15 protein-coding genes are annotated in these 19962 nt (G+C 64.0%); 6 read left to right on the plus strand and 9 right to left on the minus strand.

Going from position 1 to position 19962, the window contains the following annotated elements; genetic code table 11:
• The first annotated feature begins 19 nt into the window (after positions 1-19).
• The 4 genes from FHW96_RS08935 (at position 20) to FHW96_RS08950 (ending at position 7054) form a co-directional block, all read left to right on the plus strand.
• Positions 20-1048, plus strand: coding sequence for a LacI family DNA-binding transcriptional regulator (locus tag FHW96_RS08935; RefSeq protein WP_172340202.1), 1029 nt, complete (start codon positions 20-22; stop codon positions 1046-1048).
• A 286-nt stretch (positions 1049-1334) separates the two neighbouring features.
• Positions 1335-3626: a TonB-dependent receptor gene (locus FHW96_RS08940; RefSeq protein ID WP_172340203.1), complete on the plus strand. Its 2292-nt coding sequence runs from the start codon at positions 1335-1337 to the stop codon at positions 3624-3626.
• Between the two features lie 123 nt (positions 3627-3749).
• Positions 3750-5720, plus strand: a complete 1971-nt coding sequence (locus FHW96_RS08945; RefSeq protein WP_172340204.1) for a glycoside hydrolase family 3 protein — start codon at positions 3750-3752, stop codon at positions 5718-5720.
• 8 nt (positions 5721-5728) lie between these two features.
• A complete protein-coding gene (locus FHW96_RS08950; protein ID WP_172340205.1) occupies positions 5729-7054 on the plus strand; it encodes a GntP family permease in 1326 nt (441 codons plus the stop codon).
• Positions 7055-7064: 10 nt separating this feature from the next.
• Here FHW96_RS08950 and FHW96_RS08955 read toward each other — a convergent pair whose 3' ends face one another.
• The 7 genes from FHW96_RS08955 to FHW96_RS08985 form a co-directional block, all read right to left on the minus strand.
• A complete protein-coding gene (locus FHW96_RS08955; RefSeq protein WP_172340206.1) occupies positions 7065-8009 on the minus strand; it encodes a right-handed parallel beta-helix repeat-containing protein in 945 nt (314 codons plus the stop codon).
• Positions 8010-8020: 11 nt separating this feature from the next.
• Positions 8021-9241: an ATP-dependent DNA helicase RecQ gene (locus tag FHW96_RS08960; RefSeq protein WP_172340207.1), complete on the minus strand. Its 1221-nt coding sequence runs from the start codon at positions 9239-9241 to the stop codon at positions 8021-8023.
• Positions 9234-11024: a DNA helicase RecQ gene (gene recQ, locus FHW96_RS08965; RefSeq protein ID WP_172340208.1), complete on the minus strand. Its 1791-nt coding sequence runs from the start codon at positions 11022-11024 to the stop codon at positions 9234-9236. The genes FHW96_RS08960 and recQ overlap by 8 nt, the downstream gene beginning before the upstream one ends.
• A gap of 242 nt (positions 11025-11266) precedes the next feature.
• Positions 11267-13894, minus strand: a complete 2628-nt coding sequence (gene metH / locus FHW96_RS08970) for a methionine synthase (protein ID WP_172340209.1) — start codon at positions 13892-13894, stop codon at positions 11267-11269.
• Between the two features lie 15 nt (positions 13895-13909).
• Positions 13910-14983 (minus strand): homocysteine S-methyltransferase family protein, encoded by a 1074-nt coding sequence (locus tag FHW96_RS08975; RefSeq protein ID WP_172340210.1) that lies wholly within the window; start codon positions 14981-14983, stop codon positions 13910-13912.
• A gap of 1 nt (position 14984) precedes the next feature.
• Positions 14985-15932, minus strand: a complete 948-nt coding sequence (metF, locus tag FHW96_RS08980) for a methylenetetrahydrofolate reductase [NAD(P)H] (RefSeq protein ID WP_172340211.1) — start codon at positions 15930-15932, stop codon at positions 14985-14987.
• Positions 15929-16930 carry a metalloregulator ArsR/SmtB family transcription factor gene (locus FHW96_RS08985; protein ID WP_253950829.1) on the minus strand — a complete coding sequence of 334 codons (1002 nt, stop codon included), beginning with the start codon at positions 16928-16930 and terminating at the stop codon, positions 15929-15931. The genes metF and FHW96_RS08985 overlap by 4 nt, the downstream gene beginning before the upstream one ends.
• Before the next feature lie 145 nt (positions 16931-17075).
• On the opposite strand from FHW96_RS08985, the gene FHW96_RS08990 reads away from it, so the two are divergent.
• Entirely contained in the window at positions 17076-17384 is a 309-nt protein-coding gene (locus FHW96_RS08990; protein ID WP_172340212.1) for a hypothetical protein, read from the plus strand.
• A 243-nt stretch (positions 17385-17627) separates the two neighbouring features.
• A complete protein-coding gene (gene arfB, locus FHW96_RS08995) occupies positions 17628-18050 on the plus strand; it encodes an alternative ribosome rescue aminoacyl-tRNA hydrolase ArfB (protein ID WP_172340213.1) in 423 nt (140 codons plus the stop codon).
• Positions 18051-18063: 13 nt separating this feature from the next.
• Here the strand turns inward: arfB and FHW96_RS09000 are convergent, their stop codons facing one another.
• Together FHW96_RS09000 and FHW96_RS09005 are read right to left on the minus strand one after the other, a co-directional pair.
• On the minus strand, positions 18064-18768 hold the full coding sequence (locus FHW96_RS09000) for an RluA family pseudouridine synthase (RefSeq protein WP_172340214.1): 705 nt from the start codon (positions 18766-18768) through the stop codon (positions 18064-18066).
• A 14-nt stretch (positions 18769-18782) separates the two neighbouring features.
• Entirely contained in the window at positions 18783-19961 is a 1179-nt protein-coding gene (locus FHW96_RS09005; protein ID WP_172340215.1) for a pyridoxal phosphate-dependent aminotransferase, read from the minus strand.
• Position 19962 lies beyond the last annotated feature (1 nt).

A 19962-nucleotide genomic window follows, 5' to 3' on the forward strand; every position in this document is an offset into this window, starting at 1 on the left:
AGAAGGAATACAGCAAAGCGTGGTCACCATTCGCGATATTGCCAAGCGTGCAGGCGTTTCGGTGGCCACGGTTTCGCGAACATTGCGAGAGCCGGAGGCGGTGCGTCCGGCCAAGCGCGATGCGGTCAATCAGGCGATTGAGGAAATGAAATACGTGCCCAACGCAATTGCCCAGCAATTGCGTCGGCCACGCCATGAAGCGATCATTGTGATCGTGCCCGAAATCGCCAACCCGTTCTTTTCCGAGATCGTGCAGAGCATCGAGAATGTTGCGCATGAACTGGGCTACCGGGTCTTGATCGGCGAGACGCAGGGCAAGCAGGAACGCCTTGATTATTATGCAGAAATGGTCACATCGCGGGTGGCGGACGGGCTGATTCTGCTCGGCTCGCTGCTGCCCTCGGTGGTGCGCGCCACGGTCAAGGCGGGCAAGCCTTTGCCCATGCCTCTGGTGCTGGCCTGCGAAAGCTATGCGGGGCTCAATTGCCCGCATGTGGTGATCGACAATGTGGCCGCCGCCAAGCTGGCGGTGCAGCATCTGATCGAAGTGGGCCGCAAGAAGATCGCCACGATCACCGGGCCGATGGTCAATTCGCTGTGTGCGGACCGTTTGCGCGGCTATCACTCGGCGATGGTTGAGGCCGGATTGACCCCGGAGGCGGGGTGGATCGTCGATGGCGATTTCTCCATCGAATCGGGCCATTCCGCGATGCTGCGCCTGCTCGAACTGGAATCGCGGCCTGATGCGGTGTTCTGCGCCAATGATGAAATGGCGATCGGTGCGCAGCAGGCGATTCAAGAAAAAGGCCTGACGATTCCGGGCGATATGGCCATTGTTGGCTTCGATGATCTGCGTTTTGGCGCCTATGCTTCGCCGCCTTTGACGACGATTCGTCAGCCGACCAATGAATTGGGCGAAACGGCGATGCGGATGATCGACGCCATGTTGCATGATAAGCCCCTTACAGAGCAAAGTGTTGTATTGGCGCATCAGTTGATCGTCCGTCGATCTTCCGGGGCCCAGGAGCGTCTTGCATCGAATAAGTGAAGTGGTTAGAGGATACAGCACAGAAAGCGCGGAGCCAATCGATTGGCCCGGCATCAATGGAGAGGATGGAAAGGGGTTTGCGGCTTTGCGCCGCATTTATTTCCCGAAGTTTTGAAAACGATACCAAGCCTTGCTCTTGTCGCGACGGACGAGGGCTAGGGGGCAGTCCGTAGTAAGTTGTTGCCCAGTTGATAACGTTTTCAACCGATGGCCGCTGTCCCTGACGCTGTATTTACGGTGGCGGGGCGGCAAATTGAATTGCTTAAACAGGAGAGGGATAGGCAATATGAAGTTCGCACACATTCTTGGAGCATCCGTGCTCGCGCTGGCCATTGCCGGCCCTGCCATGGCGCAGGAAACCAAGGTCAGCCCCGACGGCGACATCATCGTGACCGCCACCCGTTTTGAAACGTTGGCGTCCAAGACCCCGATCGCGCTGACCGCCGTTTCGGGCGATGCGCTGCGCACCGCGGGCATCACCAACCCGACCAACCTGGGCGATCAGGTCCCCAGCGTGATGATCAACCGTAACAACGGTCTCCAGATCACCATCCGCGGCGTGACCAGCGCCGACGGCACCGAAAAGGGCGATCCCTCGGCCGCCTTCATGATGGACGGCGTCTACATCGCCCGTCAGCAGGCCCAGGAAGCCAGCTTCTACGACATCAGCCGCGTGGAAGTGCTGCGTGGTCCTCAGGGCACGCTCTATGGCCGCAACACCACGGCCGGTGCGGTCAACCTGATCACCAACCGCCCCACCTTTGACAAGGTGAAGGGCGATGTGAACGTTGCCTATGGCAATTATAACAACACCCAGGCGGGCGGCGCGATCAACGTGCCCGTGACCGACAATCTGGCGATCCGCGCGGCGGTCAACTATGACCACCGTGACAGCTTCCTTAAGGCCGGCGCTGGCCTTTCGGGTCTGAATCTGTCGCCGTTCAAGGATGTGTTCTCGGGCCGCCTTCAGGCGCTGCTCAAGTTCGACCACGGTGAACTGCTGGTTCGCGGTGACTACAACCAGTTTAAGGGCATCAGCTCGAACGCGCTGCCCACCAGCAACTTCTATTCGAACTACATCACCAACACCGTGATGCCGACCTATACGGCCAAGGGTGTGTCGAATTCGCAGCTGCTCACGCTCAATGCGCCGACCGCTGATGGTCTGCCGCAGGCCTATATGGCCAACAACCTGCGCCGCAACAACGCTACCTATGGCCTTGATGTAGACTTCAAGTATGACTTCGGCGCGGTGACGTTGAACTATTTGGGTTCGTATCGCGAATTCAAGCGTCACGAAGGCAATTACAGCTATTATGGTCCGGTCAACTCGGTCAACGTTGGTGGTCTGGCCCCCAACATGTTTGACGGCTGGTACTGGCAGAACAGCCAGGAACTGCGCCTCTCGACCAATGGCACGGGTCCGTTCCGCGCTCAGGCCGGTGTGTACTACTTCAAGGAACGCGCCGACATTCAGTTCTTCATCTATGACCGCACCAATGGTGCGACCGGTCTGCGCTTCACGCCCAGCCAGACCGGCTATGTGTTCGGTTTCCCCCAGCACTATGTGATGTCCTCGTCGGTGGCCGGTTTCGGTCAGGTGACCTATTCGCCCACCGAAAAGCTGCACATCACGGCCGGCGCGCGTTACACCAAGGATGAAAAGGCCCGCACCGGCGCCACCGTCACTTGCGCCTATACCAGCGCCTGCAACACCACGGGCGATGTCATCACCCCGAACATTGCCAAGCGCCAGTATGAAAAGGCCACCTGGAAGGTCGGCGTTGATTACAACCTGAACGCGGCCACCATGCTGTTCGGCACGATCTCGACCGGCTATAAGGCGGGCGGTTTCAACGACGGTTGCGAAGCCGGCACGGCGGCTGGCTGCACGCTGCCCGCCAGCACGCTGTATTATCAGCCCGAAACGCTGACGGCGTATGAAGTGGGCGCCAAGGCTCGTCTGTTCGACAACAAGCTGCGTCTGAACTTCTCGGCCTTCCACTATAACTACAACAACCTGCAGCTGACCCAGGTCGGTCCGTTCTGCGCCGGCGGCACCCAGTGCACCCAGACCACCAACGCCGCTTCGGCCAAGGTGGATGGTATCGAAGCTGAAGCTGCTTATAACATCGTCAAGAACGGCAAGCTCGACGTTCAGCTCTCGCTGCTCGACGCGCGTTACGGCACGTTCTATCCCAATGCCGCGACCTATCCGACGCTGAACCTGGCCAACACTCGTCTGGACCGTTCGCCCACCACCACGCTGACGGTTGGTTATACCCACACCGTGCCGTTGGCCAATGGCGGCGAAATCATTGCCGGTGTGCGTTCGAAGTACTCGTCGAGCTACAACATGCTCGCGCTTTCGATCTACAGCCGCTTCGTTCAGCCTTCCTATACGCAGACCGAAGTCAACGTGACTTATAACTCGCCGAACAAGGTCTATTACGTTCAGGCCTACGGAAAGAACCTGGAAAACAACCTGCTCGTCACCGCCGTCGGCGCGGGCGTGAACGGTACGCTCCAGGTTTCGGATCCTCTGATGTATGGCGTTCGCGCCGGCTTCAAGTTCTGATAGTAATCTAACCCTGACCTGTGGCCGGGCTGTCCTTTGGACGGTTCGGCCACCTTTATGTCTGAAGCCCTTTTTATGGCTCAATCCGGGAGAGAATGTCTTATGCTGCGCAAAACCGTTGTGATGTCATCTCTCCTTGCGCTTGCGGCCCCTCTGGCGGCTCATGCCGCCGCGCCGAAAAAGCCCGCTCCCAGTCAGCCTTCGGTGGAAAGCCGCGGCAAGGCGATCATCACGATCAAGGGCCTGCGTTTTCGCGACCTCGACGGCGATGGCAAGCTGACCCCCTATGAGGACTGGCGCCTGTCGCCTGCCGTGCGCGCCGCCGATCTGCTGGCCCGCATGAGCATCGAGGAAAAGGCGGGCCAGATGCTGCACGGCACGCTGCCGGGCCTTGGCGGCGCCATCGGCCAGTCGAACAAGGGCTATGACCTTGAAGCGGCCGCGCCCATGCTGCGCGAAAAGCATATTTCCAGTTTCATCACCCGCCTGCCGCTGGCCCCGGCCGCGATGGCGGAGCAATCGAACGCGGTGCAGGCGCTGGCCGAGGCCACGCGCCTTGGCATTCCCGTCACGATCAGCGCCGATCCGCGCAACCATTTCCACCATGTGCTTGGCGCGGGCGAGAGCGCGACCGGCGTGACGCAATGGCCCGAACTGCTGGGCCTTGGCGCGCTGGGCGATGCCGCGCGCGTGAAGCGTTTTGCGCAAATCGCCCGCATGGAATATCGCGCCGTGGGCATTCAGGAAGCGCTGAGCCCGCAGGTGGATCTTGCCAGCGAGCCGCGCTGGAGCCGCATCACCGGCACTTTCGGCGCCGATCCACAGGTCGCCAGCGTGCTGGGCGGGGCCTATGTGCAGGGCTTTCAGGGCGCCCCCAATGGGCTGGCCCGCAATGGTGTGATGACAGTGGTCAAGCACTGGGTCGGCTATGGCGCGCTGCCCGAAGGGTTTGACAGCCACAATTATTATGGCCGCATCGCCAAGCTGACCACCGCGCAGCTCGACATGCATATTGCCGCCTTCAAGGGCGCGCTGGCGGCGGGCTCGGCGGGCATCATGCCCACCTATCCGATCATCACCGGCCCCAAACCGTTGGGCAAGGATCTGGAACCTTACGGCGCGGGCTACAGCAAGGTGCTGCTCAACGATCTGCTGCGCGGCAAGCTGGGCTATAAGGGCATCATCCTGTCCGACTGGGCGATCACGGTCGATTGCAACGAGCGTTGCAGCAACCCCACCGCCGAAAACCCCCAACGCCCGCAGGATATTTCCACCGCTTGGGGCGTGAACGATCTGACCGTCGAGCAGCGCTATGCGCTGGGCATCAAGGCGGGCATTGACCAGTTCGGCGGCACGCAGGACGTGGCCCCGCTGCTTTCGGCGATCAAGGACGGGCTGATTACGCCTGCGCGCGTCGATGAATCGGTGCGCCGCATTCTGGTGGCCAAGTTCGAGCAGGGGCTTTTCGACAATCCCTATGTCGATCCGGCCGCCGCCGCGCGGATGATCGCCAATCCGGCCAACCGTGCTCTGGCGGCCCAGACCCAGCGTGACGCGCAGGTGCTGCTGACCAACAAGGGCCTGCTGCCGGTCGCGGGTAAGGGCACTTTGGCCGGCAAGAAGGTCTGGCTGTTCGGGGTCGAGCCCAAGGCCGCGCAGGCTGCGGGGCTGACCGTGGTGAGCGATCCGGCGCAGGCCGATTTCGCCGTGGTGCGCGCCGAAAGCCCGTCCGAAATGCTCCACCCCAACCATTTCTTCGGCAGCCGCCAGAAGGAAGGTCGCCTTGACTTCCGCGATGGCGATCCGGCCTATGACGCGCTGAAATCGGCCAAGGCGGCGGGCAAGCCGGTGGTCTTTGCCATCTTCCTCGACCGTCCGGCGATCCTGAGCAATGTTGTGGACAAGGCCGACGCCATCCTCGCCAATTTCGGCGCCAGCGATGAGGCTGTGCTCGACATCGTGCTGGGCCGCGCCAAGGCCAAGGGCAAGTTGCCCTTTGAGCTACCCTCCAGCATGGCGGCGGTGGAAAAGCAGGACCCTGCCGTGCCCAATGACAGCGAAAAGCCGCTGTTCAAGCACGGCGCCGGTCTTTAACCCCGGCCATGCTCGCGGCTGACATCTGGCTGCTGGGCATCAGCATCGGCGGGATCGCGCTGGCGATCCTGTTGATCGCTCGGCTGGGGCTGCACCCGTTTATCGGCCTGCTCTCGGGGGCCTTGGTCACCGGATTGGCCGCGCAATTGCCGCCTGAAAAACTGGCCCAGACCATCGAGAAGGGCTTTGGCGACATCCTGCGCGGCACCGGCATGGTGGTGGCGCTGGGGCTGGGTCTTGGCGCGATGCTCCAGATCTCAGGCGGGGCGCGGGCGCTGGCCAAGGCGGTGCTGGATCGGACCGGCGATCGCTACGCCACGTTGGGCGGGCTGGTCGCGGCGCTGCTGATCGGCATGCCGCTGTTTTTTGAAACGGGCACGGTGCTGCTCTTGCCGATCATCGCGGCGGGGATGGCGGACAAGGCGCATAGCGGGACTTTGCGCCTGCGGGTGATGCTCTCCACGCTGGCGGGCCTGTCGGTGCTGCATGCGCTGATGCCGCCGCACCCGGGGCCGCTGATTGCCGTGCGCGAACTGGGCGCGGACCCGGCGCGCACGATGCTGTTGGGCCTGATCGCGGCGGTGCCCACCGCGCTGATCGCGGGGCCTTTGCTGGCGCGGATCACCACGCGCGGGGTGGTCACGGAAAACCTGCCTTTGATCGAGCCGGACGAGGGGCTGGCAACACCTGCCTGGCGGGCGCTGATCGTGCTGCTGCTGCCGGTGGGGTTGATCGCGGCGGGGGCCTTGATGCGGATGGGCGGGGGCGAATTGCCGCCCGCCGTGGCGCTGGTGTCCGATCCGGTGGTGGCGCTGTTGATCGCCAATGGGGCGGGGCTGGCGCTGCTGCTGGGGCCGCGCATGGCGGATCGCAGCCTCCAGGACATGATCTGGCGCGAAGCGATGCTGCCTGCGGGGGGCATATTGCTGGGGATCGGTGCTGGCGGGGCGCTCAAGCAAGTGCTGGTCGATATTGGCCTGCCCGCGTTGTTCGCCCGGCTGGCGCAGGCCAATTTTGTGGGGCCGGTGGGGATGGCGTGGCTGGTGGCCGCCGCGATCCGCGTGGCGACGGGATCAGCCACGGTGGCGACGATCACCGCCTCGGCCATCATGGCGGGCGTGGTGGGCGGGCATCAGATCGACCCCAGCCTCATCGTCATGGCCATCGGCGCGGGCTCGGTGTTCTTTTCCCACGTCAATGATCCGGGCTTCTGGCTGGTCAAGGCTTACCTTGGCACCAGCACGCGCGACACGTTCCGCACATGGTCGATGCTGGAAAGCGCGATTTCGGTGGTGGGGCTGGGCTGCGTGCTGCTCCTCGCGCAGGTGGTCTAGGGTTGATTGTCTAAGGACGGGCAAACCGGACCACGCCCGGATCGATCTGGTTCGCCCCGATCACGATCCGCCCGCCCGACCAGTCGCGCACAAAGGCAGGCCCGCGCGGCGCGCCCGGCGCCATTTTCACCGTGTTGCCCTCGATCACCAGCCCGTCGGTGGGATGATCGCGGCTCTCGGCGGACAGGGCGATGATCGTGCCGGGGTTCTCCTTGCGCGGACCCTGCACCATCCAGTTGCCCGAAATCCGCCCGGTGCTGCCTGCGGGCAGGTCGATCAGATAGTTTGAATTGCGCCCCCCGGTGTCGTCGATCACATTGTCGCGGATGTCGACCACGCGCGCGCGCGCCTTGATGTAATGCCCGCCATCGCCCATTTCGAAGCGCGAATTGGTGATCGTCACCCGGTCGTAAAAGTTCAGATAGACCGAATGCGCGCAGGACAGGCCCCGGTCGCAGCGCCCCAGATGGGTGAAGGTCGAATGGTCGATGGCAATCGTCCCGCGCGGATCATTGTTGGCCAGAATACCCTCGTCGCTGTCCTTGAACCAGCTTTGTGTCACAGAGAGATTGCCATGTTCGAGGCGGATGCCCGAGCCGTTGCCGTCCTGATGGCGCATATTGGCAAAGATCAGCCCTTCCACCCGCGAGGATCGCCCGCGCAGCACCAGCGCGGCCTTGTCCTCGCACAGGCGCCCGTCGAAGATGGTCTTGCCCGGCACGGCGGCGACGAATTTGACATCGCCCGCGATCTGCGCCGCGCAATCGCGCCAGCGGCCGGAATCGATGCGGATCGTGCCGGTCTTGTCGCCAATGGCGAAAAGCGCGTCCTGCAGCCGGTTGAACTTCTGCCCGGTCTCGACCACCGTATAGGGGCTGGTCTGCTGATAGGCAGCCTGAGCATGAGCCAGAGCAGGAGCGCATAGCGCGGCGAGCAGGAGGAAGGAGCGCTTCATGGCCCCTGACTTTAACGGGCGCGCGTTAAGATCCGCCCAACGGCCCGTGCAATCGCCACCGGCCAGCGTGCGCAGCGGTCGCAATTCCCGCAGGTGCGCGGCGGGCTCCCCCCGAAATGGCGCAGCAAGACCGCGCGGCGGCATCCCCATGTGCGGATCAAACGCTCCATGGTCCGCCAGCGCGCCTCCTGCCCGCGCTCCTTGCCGCTGGCAATGGCGCGGTGGAGGCCACCTTTCAGATCCTTGTCCTGCCACAGCAGCAGCGCCAGCGCGGGCGCGCCATCGCGGCCCGCCCGGCCCGTTTCCTGATAATAGGCCTCGACCGAGAGCGGGGGCGAGAGGTGGACGATGAAGCGCACGTCGCTCTTGTCCACCCCCATGCCAAAGGCGATGGTCGCCACCATCACTGCGCTGGGGCTTTCGAAAAAGCGTTGCTGATGGGCGCGGCGTTGCTCGGGGCGCATCCCGGCGTGATAGGACAGCACGCGTCGCCCGGTGCCCGAGAGTGCATCGGCGGTTTTTTCCACCTCGGCGCGGGTGCGGGCATAGATGATGCCGGGGCCGGGGTTTTGCGCCAGAACCTTGCGCAATTGGGCCAGCGTGTCGCCGCGCCGGATCGCTGCATAATGGATGTTGGGCCGGTCATAGCCGCCGATGATCTGGCCATCATCGGGAATGGAGAAATGCTCGGTAATATCGGCGGCGGTATGCGCGTCGGCGGTGGCGGTCAGGCAGAGGCGCGGGGCGGGATGGGCGTCGAGCAGGGGGAGCAGGCCGCGATAATCGGGGCGGAAATCATGGCCCCATTCGGACACGCAATGCGCCTCGTCCACGGCGAACAGGGCGATCGGTATGTTCGCCAGCAGCGCGGCGAAATCTTCGCGCGCGGCCCTTTCGGGGGCGACATAGAGCAGGTCGAGCCCGCCTCGGCGCAGCAGGTCGATGGTGCGCCCCTGATCCTCGTCGGCGCTGGTCAATGTGGCGGCGCGCAATCCGTGGGTCTTGGCCGCGCGCATCTGGTCCTGCATCAGCGCGATCAGCGGGCTGATGATGATCGCCGTGCCCGGCAGCAGCAGCGCGGGCAATTGATAGGTCAGCGATTTGCCGCCGCCTGTGGGCATGACGGCCAGAGTATGCCCACCCGCCATGATACGGGTGATGATCGCGCGTTGGGCAGGGCGGAAGTCGTCATGGCCGAAATGCTCACGCAGGGCGGCGTTCAGTTCATCCATTTTCACGGATGACGCGCAGGAAAGCCTCGCCATAGGCATCGAGCTTGCGCGCGCCCACGCCCGAGATCTGCGCCATTTCATGCATCGAACCGGGGCGGTCGCCGGCCATCTGGCGCAGGGTGGCGTCGTTGAAGATGACATAGGGCGGCACCTTGGCCTCGGCCGCCAGATCGCGGCGCAGAGCGCGCAGGGCCTCGAACAGCGGATCGCCGCTGGGGTTGGGCGCGCGGTTGGGGGTGCGGTCCTTGCGCCCCGCGCTGCGGGTGCGCGCCGGGGGCTGGGCCATGGCAAACGCCATCTCGCCCTTCAGGATCGCGCGCGCATCGCCTGCCAGTTGCAATCCGCCATGCTCGGTCGCCTCCAGGCATCCGCGCGCCTGCAAAGCGCGGGCAAGCGGGCGCAGCAGGGCGGCATCCTCGCCCGAGACGATGCCATGGACCGAGAGCGTGTCATGGCCGCGCTTCACAATCAGTTCGTCGGCCGCCCCGGTGAGGACATTGGAGACATAGCCCAGCCCAAACCGCTGCCCGGTGCGATAGATGGCCGAGAGCAATTTGCGCGCCAGCTCCGTCACCTCGATCACCTTGGGCGGGTTGAGGCAATTGTCGCAATTGCCGCAATGCTGGGGCGCATCCTCGCCGAAATGGCGGCGCAGCAGGGCGCGGCGGCAGCCCGCCGTTTCCACCAGCGCGGCCATGCTGTCCAGCCGCGTCCGCTCGCCTGACTGGCGTTCGGGTTCAACCTCGCCGATGCGCTGGCGGGCGCGGACGAAATCTTCGGCCCCCCACAGCATCAGCGCCACCGAAGGATCGCCATCGCGTCCCGCGCGGCCGGTTTCCTGATAATAGGCCTCGATGCTCTTGGGCAGGCCGGCGTGGGCGACAAAGCGCACGTCGGGCTTATCAATCCCCATGCCAAAGGCGATGGTGGCCACCATTACCATATCCTCGGAGGCGACGAAGGCGGCCTGATTGGCGGCGCGCACCTCCGGCGGCAGGCCCGCGTGATAGGGCAGCACCCGGCGCCCGGTCGCGCCCAGCTGCTCAGCCAGTTTTTCCACCCCGGCGCGCGTTCCGGCATAGACGATGCCGGGGCCGGGGACCTCGGCCATCAGCGTCTTGACCTGCGAGAGGGGATTGTCGCGCGGGGCGATGCGATATTGGATATTGGGCCGGTCAAAGCCCGATACGATCAGCCCATCGGCCGGAATTCCCAATTGTTCGAGAATATCGCCGCGCGTATGCGCGTCCGCCGTCGCCGTCAGCGCCAGACGCGGCACATCGGGAAAGGCGTCCATCAGCGGGCGCAGCAGCCGGTAATCGGGCCGGAAATCATGGCCCCATTGCGATACGCAATGCGCCTCATCAATCGCAAACAGGCCGATGCGCGATTGTTCGAGCAGTTCCCGGAAATGCGGCTGGCTGGCGCGTTCTGGCGCGACATAGAGCAGGTCGAGCGATCCATCGCGCAGCGCGGCCATCGTCGCGCCGCGATCCGTGTCGGCGCTGGTCAGGCTGGCCGCGCGGATGCCATTGGCGCTGGCCGAGCGCAATTGGTCGTGCATCAGCGCGATCAGCGGCGAAATTACCACGCAGACGCCCGGCAGCATGACCGCCGGCAATTGATAGGTCAGCGATTTGCCCGCGCCCGTCGGCATCACCGCCAGTGTGGAGCGGCCCGCCAGAATGCGCTCCACCACGTCCTCCTGCACCCCGCGAAAGGCGGAGAAGCCGAAGATGCGGTGCAGGGTTTCAAGCGGATCTTGGAGGGTTTGTGTGGTCACTTTGGACCTATGACAGATGGGGGATTCGAGGGGAAGGGGAAGTGTGCCTCCGGCGGGCAAAGGGCGGGGGCCCTTTGCAATCCCGATACCATCCTCGTGGTGCTATGGATGCGGCCAAGCGCAGGCCCGCCGCGCCGCAGGCAGAAAATATAGCCTGCGGCGCTTTGGTGTTAGAACAAAAGTCAATTAACGGGATTATTAAGGGCCCCGGCCCTTAACCCGCCGGAGGCAAAGTCTAAAACTCAGTCGAGATTGGGCCGCAGCCAGCGGCGGGTTTCCTCGATGGATTGCCCGCGCCGCTCGGCATAGTCGGCCAACTGGTCTTCGCCGATGGTCGCCACGCCGAAATACTGGCTTTCGGGATGGGCGAAGTAGAAACCGCTGACCGCGGCCGTTGGCAGCATGGCCTGCGATTCGGTCAGCACCAGCCCGGCATTCTCGCCCGCTTTCAGCAGATCGAACAGGATCGGCTTCAACGTATGGTCCGGGCATGCCGGATAGCCGGGCGCGGGGCGGATGCCGCGATATTGCTCGCGGATCAGCGCCTCATTGGTCAATTGCTCACCCGCCGCATAGGCCCAGAGGTCGCGGCGGACATGGGCGTGCATGCGTTCGGCAAAGGCTTCAGCAAAGCGGTCGGCCAGAGCTTTCAACAGGATGTCGCTGTAATCATCATGGTCCGCCTTGAAGCGTTCCAGATGCGGTTCGATCCCATGGATGCCCACGGCAAAACCGCCCAGCCAGTCATCTTGTGTGTCGATGAAGTCGGACAGGCAGAAATTGGCGCGGCCCCGGCTCTTGATGAACTGCTGGCGCAGCATGGGCAGGCGCGTGCCGTCGTCGAGCAGAATGTCATCGCCCTCGCGATGCGCAGGCCAGAAGGCGCAGACGCCGCGCGCGGTCAGCCACTTTTCCTCGATGATCCGCCCGAGCATCTTTTGCGCATCGGCATAAAGGCTGCGGGCCGATTCCCCCACCACCTCATCGTTCAGAATCGCCGGATAAGTCCCCGCCAGTTCCCATGCGCGGAAGAAAGGCGTCCAGTCGATATAATCAACCAGATCCGTCAGGCTCCAGTCGTCATAGCGATGCAGGCCGGGCTTTGCCGGGGCCGGGGCCTTTTGCGCGGCGTCGATCACGAAAGCATTGGCCCGCGCATCCGCAATCGAGAGCAGCTTCGAGCCGCCCTTGCCCGCGCGCGCGATCCGCACGGCTTCATATTCATCGGCCGTGGCGGCAATGAAACCTTCGGCCTGCGTGTCCGAGAGCAACTGGCTGGCCACGCCGACCGCGCGGCTGGCGTCCAGCACATGCACCACCGGCCCGTCATAGGCCGGATCGATGCGCAGCGCGGTATGCACCTTCGAGGTCGTCGCCCCGCCGATCAGCAAGGGAATCGTCATCCCTGCGCGCTGCATTTCCTCGGCCACGGTCACCATTTCGTCGAGCGAAGGCGTAATCAGGCCCGACAGGCCGATGATATCGACCTCTTCCTTCTGCGCCGTCTCGATGATCTTGCTCCACGGCACCATCACGCCAAGGTCGATCACCTCATAGCCGTTGCATTGCAGGACCACGCCCACGATGTTCTTGCCGATATCGTGGACGTCGCCCTTGACGGTGGCCATGATGATCCGGCCCTTGGCCTTGGCGCCTTCTTCCTTGGCGGCCTCGATGAAGGGGATGAGGTGGGCCACGGCCTTTTTCATCACGCGGGCCGATTTCACCACCTGCGGTAGGAACATCTGGCCCGAACCGAACAGGTCGCCCACGCGGTTCATACCCGCCATCAGCGGCCCCTCGATCACCTCGATCGGGCGGGCGTGGAGGAGGCGGGCCTCTTCGGTATCCTCGACGATATAGGCGTCGATGCCCTTGACCAGCGCATGTTCGAGACGCTTGACCACATCATAGGAGCGCCATTCCTCGGCCTCCTTTTCCGCCGCCTTGTCCTTGCCCTTGAAGCCTTCGGCCAGAGCGATCAGCCGCTCGGTGGCGGTCAGCTCGCCTTCTACAGGCCGCATCAGGATCACATCCTCGACCGCCTCGCGCAGGGCCGGGTCGATCTGGTCATAGATGTCGATCTGGCCGGCATTGACGATGGCCATGTCCATCCCCGCCGGAATGGCGTGATAGAGGAACACGGAGTGCATCGCCCGGCGCACCGGTTCATTGCCGCGGAAGCTGAAGGACAGGTTCGACAGGCCGCCGCTGATATGGACATGCGGACAGGCCGCCTTGATGTCGCGGCAGGCCTCGATGAAGTCGAGCGCATAGCGGTCGTGCTCCTCGATGCCGGTGGCGACCGCAAAGACATTGGGGTCGAAGATGATGTCTTCGGGCGGGAAACCATTTTCGGTCAGCAGCTTGTAGGCGCGGGCGCAGATTTCCACCTTGCGCTCGCGCGTGTCGGCCTGACCCTTTTCGTCAAAGGCCATGACCACCACGGCCGCGCCGTAATCCATGCATTTGCGCGCCTGCGCGAGGAATTGCTCCTCGCCTTCCTTCATGCTGATCGAATTGACGATCGGCTTGCCCGAAACGCATTTCAGCCCGGCCTCGATCACGTCCCATTTGGAACTGTCGATCATGATCGGCACGCGGGCGATATCGGGTTCCGACGCGATCAGCTTCAGATAGGTCGTCATCGCCGCATGGGCATCGAGCAGGCCTTCGTCCATGTTCACGTCGATGATCTGCGCGCCATTATCGACCTGCTGGCGCGCAACCTCGATGGCCTTGGCATAATCGCCCGCCAGAATCAGTTTCTTGAACGCCGCCGAGCCGGTGACATTGGTGCGCTCGCCCACATTGACGAAGCGGGCGCCAGCGGCGCCGGAATCAGGGCGGGCGGAGGATTGAGTTGTCATCGAAAATTCCAGCGATCAGGCGAAGATAAAGGGTTCAAGACCGGCAAGGCGCGTCACCGGCGTCAGGCCGGGCAATTGCCGCGAGGGCAGGCCGTTCACCGCGCGCGCCATGGCGGCAATATGCGCAGGCGTCGAACCACAGCATCCGCCAAGGATATTGACCTGTCCGGCGTCCGCCCATTCCTTGACCAGACCGGCCGTGGTTTCGGGCAATTCGTCATAGGCGCCCAGTTCATTGGGCAGGCCCGCATTGGGATAGACCATGATCAGCGTATCGGCGATTTCCGACAGGGCCTTGACATGCGGGCGCAATTGCGTGGCGCCGAAAGAACAGTTCAGCCCGATGGTGACAGGCCGCGCATGGCGCACCGCCCACCAGAACGCCTCGACCGTATGGCCCGACAGATTGCGCCCCGACAGATCGGTCAGCGTCATCGAGAGCATGATCGGGATTTCCCGGCCTAGCTTTTCCTCGACATGGCGCACGGCCATCACGCCTGCCTTGGCGTTCAAAGTGTCGAACACCGTTTCGATCAGGATAAAGTCCGCGCCGCCTTCGACCAGCGCCGTCACCTGCTCGGCATAGACATCGACCAGATGGTCCCAGTCGATCTCGCGGAAGCCGGGGTCGTTGACGTCAGGCGAAAGCGAGAGCGTCTTGTTCGTCGGCCCGATGGCGCCCGCCACGAAACGGGGGCGCCCGTCCTTCGCCGTGAACTCATCGGCCACGCGGCGGGCGAGCTTGGCGCTTTCCACGTTGATTTCGCGCACCAGATGCTCCGCGCCATAATCAGCCTGCGAAATGCGGTTGGCGGAAAAGGTGTTCGTCTCAGCAATATCGGCCCCGGCGGCGAAATAGGCGCGGTGGATCGCCTCGGGCACTTCCGGCTTGGTCAGCGCCAGAATGTCATTATTGCCCTTCTGATCGTGGCTCAGGCCTAGTGAACCGGCATAATCGGCCTCGGACAGGCCGTAATTCTGGATTTCCGTGCCAAAGGCGCCATCGGTGATCAGGATGCGCTTGGCGGATTGTTCAAGCAGGGCCTTGCGCGCGGCAGAAGGTGCAAGGCGGGGGGGGATCAGGGACATTTCAGGCGGCCTTTTCTTGGGCGGCATCAGCGTTGCGGGGGCGCACCCCCAGCAGATGGCAGATCGCATAGGACAGTTCAGCGCGATTGAGCGTGTAGAAGTGGAAATCACGCACCCCGCCCGCATAAAGCTTGCGGCAAAACTCGGCGGCAATCGTGGCCGCCACCAGTGCGCGGGCGGGCGGATGGGTGTCGAGCCCGGCAAACAGGCCCTCCATCCACGCCGGGATCGCCGCCCCGCAGGCGTCGGCGAATTTGCGCGTCTGGGCGAAGTTTGACACCGGCAGAATGCCCGGCAGCACCGGCGCGTCAATCCCGGCGGCGGCCAGACGGTCGCGGAAGCGGAAGAAGGTTTCCGGCTCGAAGAAGAACTGGCTGATCGCGCGGGTGGCGCCCGCGTCCAGCTTGCGCTTCAGATTGTCGATATCGGCGTCGACATCGGCAGAATCGGGGTGCTTCTCCGGATAGGCCGCGACCGAAATCTCAAACGGCGCGACACGCTTCAGGCCCGCCACCAGATCGGCGGCATTCTGATACCCTTGCGGATGCGGCACGAAAGGCGCACCCGGCTGGCCCATATCGCCGCGCAGCGCGACAATGTGGCGAACCCCGGCCTCCCAATAGGCCTCGGCCACGGCGTTCACCTCGGCCTTGGTGGCGTCCACACAGGTCAAGTGCGCGGCGGCGGGCAGGCGGGCCTCGGAAATGATGCGCGCCACTGTGCCATGGGTGCGGTCGCGCGTGGTGCCGCCCGCGCCATAGGTGACCGAGACAAAGGCCGGATCGAGCGGGGCCAGCGTTTCCACCACTTCCCACAATTGCGCCATCATCGCATCGCTCTTGGGCGGAAAGAATTCGAACGATACGCGAATATCGCCCGGCAGCCCGGCAAACAGCGGCGCGTCCAGCGCCTTGCGGGCCTCGTTCAGCGCTTCATAGCTGGCGTTCATGCGGAAACCTTTGCATTGCTTGGGGCGGTGCCTGCGTTTTCGGGCAGGCGGCGCCCGGTCCAGATCTTGACGGTCAATTGCCCGCCGTTCAGCGCCAGCGGCGCATCGGCGGAAAATCCTGCGGCGGCAAACCATTGCGCCATCTGCTCGTCGGAAAAGCCGAGTCGGGCATGGGCATGGGTCGTGCGCAATTCTTCATGGGCGTGGGCGGCCAGATCGACGATGGCCAGACGCGCGCCGGGCCGGGCCACGCGGGCGGCCTGGGCCAGCACCAGTTCGGGCGCCTGCGCATAATGCAGCACCTGATGCATCAACAGCGTGTCAAACGCGCCATCGGCAAAGGGCAGCGCGGCAAAATCGCCCTGCACCAGATCGACCTTGCCCGCGGGCAGGTCTTGCAGGCGGGTGCGTGCGATGCGCAGCATGTCGGGGCTCTTGTCCAGCGCCGTCACATGGGCGGCGCGGGGCGCGAAACATTGCGCCATCCGCCCCGTGCCCGTGCCGATGTCCAGCAATTGGCCCAGCGAGGCAGGCAGCAGCCGCGCCAGCGCTTCCTCGACCGGTTCGTCGGGGCTGAGCAGCGAGCGGATCTGGTCCCATTCCCCGGCGTGTCGGGCGAAATACTGGATCGAGGCGGCCTCACGCCCGGCGCGGATCGCGGCCAGTTGGCGGCGGTCCTCGGCGCATTGCGCGGCGAAATCGGCGTCCTCATCCTCGGCGGCGGCCAGCAGGCGGGCGCTGGCGGCGCGCAGTGACGGGCCATCGGCGGCAAAGGGGGCGATCTTGAGGAACACCCAGCTCCCCTCCTTGCGCCTTTCGGCAAGGCCTGCATCGCACAGGATCTTTACATGGCGCGATACGCGCGGCTGGCTCTGGCATAGTACCTGTGCCAGCTCGCCCACGGCCAGCTCCATCGCGGCCAGCAGGCGCATGATGCGCAGCCGCGTGGGATCGGCCAGCGCGCGCAAAAGAGGGTCGATGAGCAGGTTCTGTGTCATGGCTGAGGTGGCATATAAAGATATCTTTATATGATTACAACCACTACCATAATAGGAATATACCTAGCTTGATACACCCTTGCCTTTTGGGCGCGCGGGCCTACCTAATGAGCCCAGTTTATAGCCCCATAACGTGAGGATTCCCATGATTTCGCAACGCCAACGCGCTCTTGCTTTTGCTGTTGTCGCCTCGCTGGCGGTGGCCGCCTGCGGCAGTTCGGACAAGGCGGCCGATGCGGTGACGCCCGAAAACGTGGAAATGCCCGCCGAATCGGCGCTGGCCCCGGTTGATGCCGCGCCTGTGGCTGACTCTGCCGCCGCCGCATCGGCCGCTCCCACCACCACCGAAGGCGTGGCCGCCGCCGCAGGCCAAGCCGCCGCCGATGTGGCCGCCGCAGCCGCAGCAGCCGGCGCCGACATCAGCCCCACCCCGGCGCCCGCCAAGAAGCCCTGATCTTTGATGAAAAAATGGCCCGGCCAAGGGGGATGCCTCGGTCGGGCCAGTTCGATGGCGTGGAGTCAAAGACCACCAGCCCATCGGGTCGCTGAACAAGTGTTAATGTTGGCCCCGGCCCGCCGCATCCCATGATCATGGTATAAAAGAAATTTTATACGTGGCGGTCTGAGGGCAATTCCATGCCCCGGCGCTGGATGCCCAAAGCTGGACTGGGGCTCCGGCCTTGCCTATGACACCGCCATGCCCCGCATCCCCGTCACCCGCTCGATCAGCATCGATGAAAGCGAACTCGTCGAAAGCACGACCCGATCCTCGGGGCCGGGCGGACAGCATGTGAACACCACAGACAGCGCGGTTATCCTCAAATTCGATGTCGCCGCCTCGCCATCGCTGCCCGATGCGGTCAAATACCGCCTCGCCCGCATCGCCGGGTCGCGCATGACCGCCGAGGGCGTGATCGTCCTGCGCTCAGAAGGCTCCCGCTCTCAGTTGATCAACCGGCAGGATGTGCGTGGACGCCTCATCGCCATGATCGTCGAGGCCACCTTTGTCCCCAAGGCGCGCAAGGCGACCAAGCCTACCAAGGCATCGCAAACCCGACGCATGGATGGGAAATCGCGGCGCTCCTCGGTGAAGCAGGGGCGGGGGAAGTGGAAGGAATAGGGAGGCAAAATCCTCACTCCCCCTGATCTTCTTCCTCTTTCTGCTCCCAAACTTTGGTCAGATCGATCCCTTCCTCAAACCCCAATTCCACAAAATCCTCGGGCATGGGCGCCACGGCATGGATCGGCGGCTTGCCCTCGCGCAGGACGGTCAGTTCGACCGCATGGAGCATTGTGCGGCCCGCCCCCGCGCCATCGCCATAGATCGGATCGCCCAGCAGCGCCGCGCCCAGACCTTTTTGCGCATGGACGCGGATCTGGTGCGTACGGCCGGTTTCGGGACGGAATTCGACCAGCGTGAGCCCGTCCACCTCGGCAATCTTGCGCCAGTGGGTGACGGCGGGCTTGCCCTCATGCGAGGCGACCATGCGCCATCCGCCATATTTGCTGGAGGTTTTCAGCAGGTTGAGCGAAATCGTGCCCGATTCCTTGCGTACCGGCCCGTTGACCACGCCAAGATAGCGCTTGGACACCACGCGCGCCTCAAAGGCGGCGCAGAATCGTTTATGCGCCTTGGGGTTGCGCGCCAAGAGCAGGCAGCCCGAGGTGTCCTGATCGAGGCGATGGACCGGCAGCGGCTCGCGCGCAAAGCCAAGGCGCAGATCGGGAAGGAAATCTTCCAGAGCCACGCCGCCCTTGCGCGGACGGTCGAGGGGCAAGCCGGCGGGCTTGTTGACGATCAGCGCTTCGCCGTCTTCAAACAGGATGGGAATGTTCATTCCCACCCCATAGATCATTTGAGGGCCGAAGCAATCCGGGCGAAGGCCTGCGTCAGTTTCGCCTCATCCGCGGCAAAGGAGATGCGGAACCCGGCAAAGCCGCAATGCGCCCCGCCAAAGGCGCTGGCCGCGACAATCGCCACGCCGTTTTCGAGCAGATGCATGGCCAGCGCTTCATCATCGCCAAAGCGCGGCATCAGGGGCGCGGCGTCGATCATGCAGTAAAACGCGCCATCGGGGATCGGGGTGGAGAGGCCGGGAATCGCATTGATCGCCTCGACGCACAGATCGCGCCGCGCGCGGAACCGCTCGCGCCAGTCGAGCAGGAATTCCTGCGGCCCTTCAAACGCAGCCACCGCGCCCGCCTGCGAAATCGAGCAGGCATTGCCCGAGACATGGCTTTGCAGCCGCCCCATCGCCCCGATCAGCCATTCCGGCCCGGCCGCCACGCCAATACGCAGCCCGGTCATCGCATGGCTTTTCGATACGCCCGAAACGGTCAGCACGCGGTGCGCCAGATCGGGGCATTCGACCGCCAGCGTGGCGTGAACCCCGCCATTATACCGCAGCGGCGCGTAAATATCGTCGCTCAGCACCAAGACTTGCGGATAGCGGCGCAGCACTTCGCCCAAGGCCTGCAAATCGGCCGCGCTGTATGTCGCGCCTGTCGGATTGCCGGGACTGTTGAGCAGCAGCCAGCGGGTCTGCGGCGTGATCGCGGCGGCCAGAGCATCGGCCGAGAGCCTGAAGCCGTCCGTCGCATAGGTCGCCACCGGCACTACGCTGGCCCCTGAAAAGCGCACGATTTCAGGATAGGACACCCACCATGGCGCGGGGATCAGCACTTCATCGCCCGGATTGAGCGTGGCCATCAGCGCGAGGAAGATCGACTGTTTCCCGCCCGATGACACCAGCACCTGCGAGGGCGCGACCTTCAGCCCTAGATCGCGCTCATAATGCAGCGCGGACGCGCGCCGCAGCGCCGCCGTCCCCGCCACCGCCGTATAGCGCGTGTCGCCCGCGTCCAGCGCATCCTTCATCGCGGCCACCACATGGGGCGGGGTCGGGAAATCCGGCTCGCCCACCGAGAGCGAGATGATGTCGCGGCCTTCGTCGCGTAGGGCGATGGCGCGGTCGGTCATGGCGTTGGTGCGCGAGGGCTGGATGCGCGAGAGGGCCTGGGAAATGTTCATG

This window comes from Novosphingobium sp. SG751A (genome assembly GCF_013149295.1).
Classification (GTDB): Bacteria; Pseudomonadota; Alphaproteobacteria; order Sphingomonadales; family Sphingomonadaceae; genus Novosphingobium.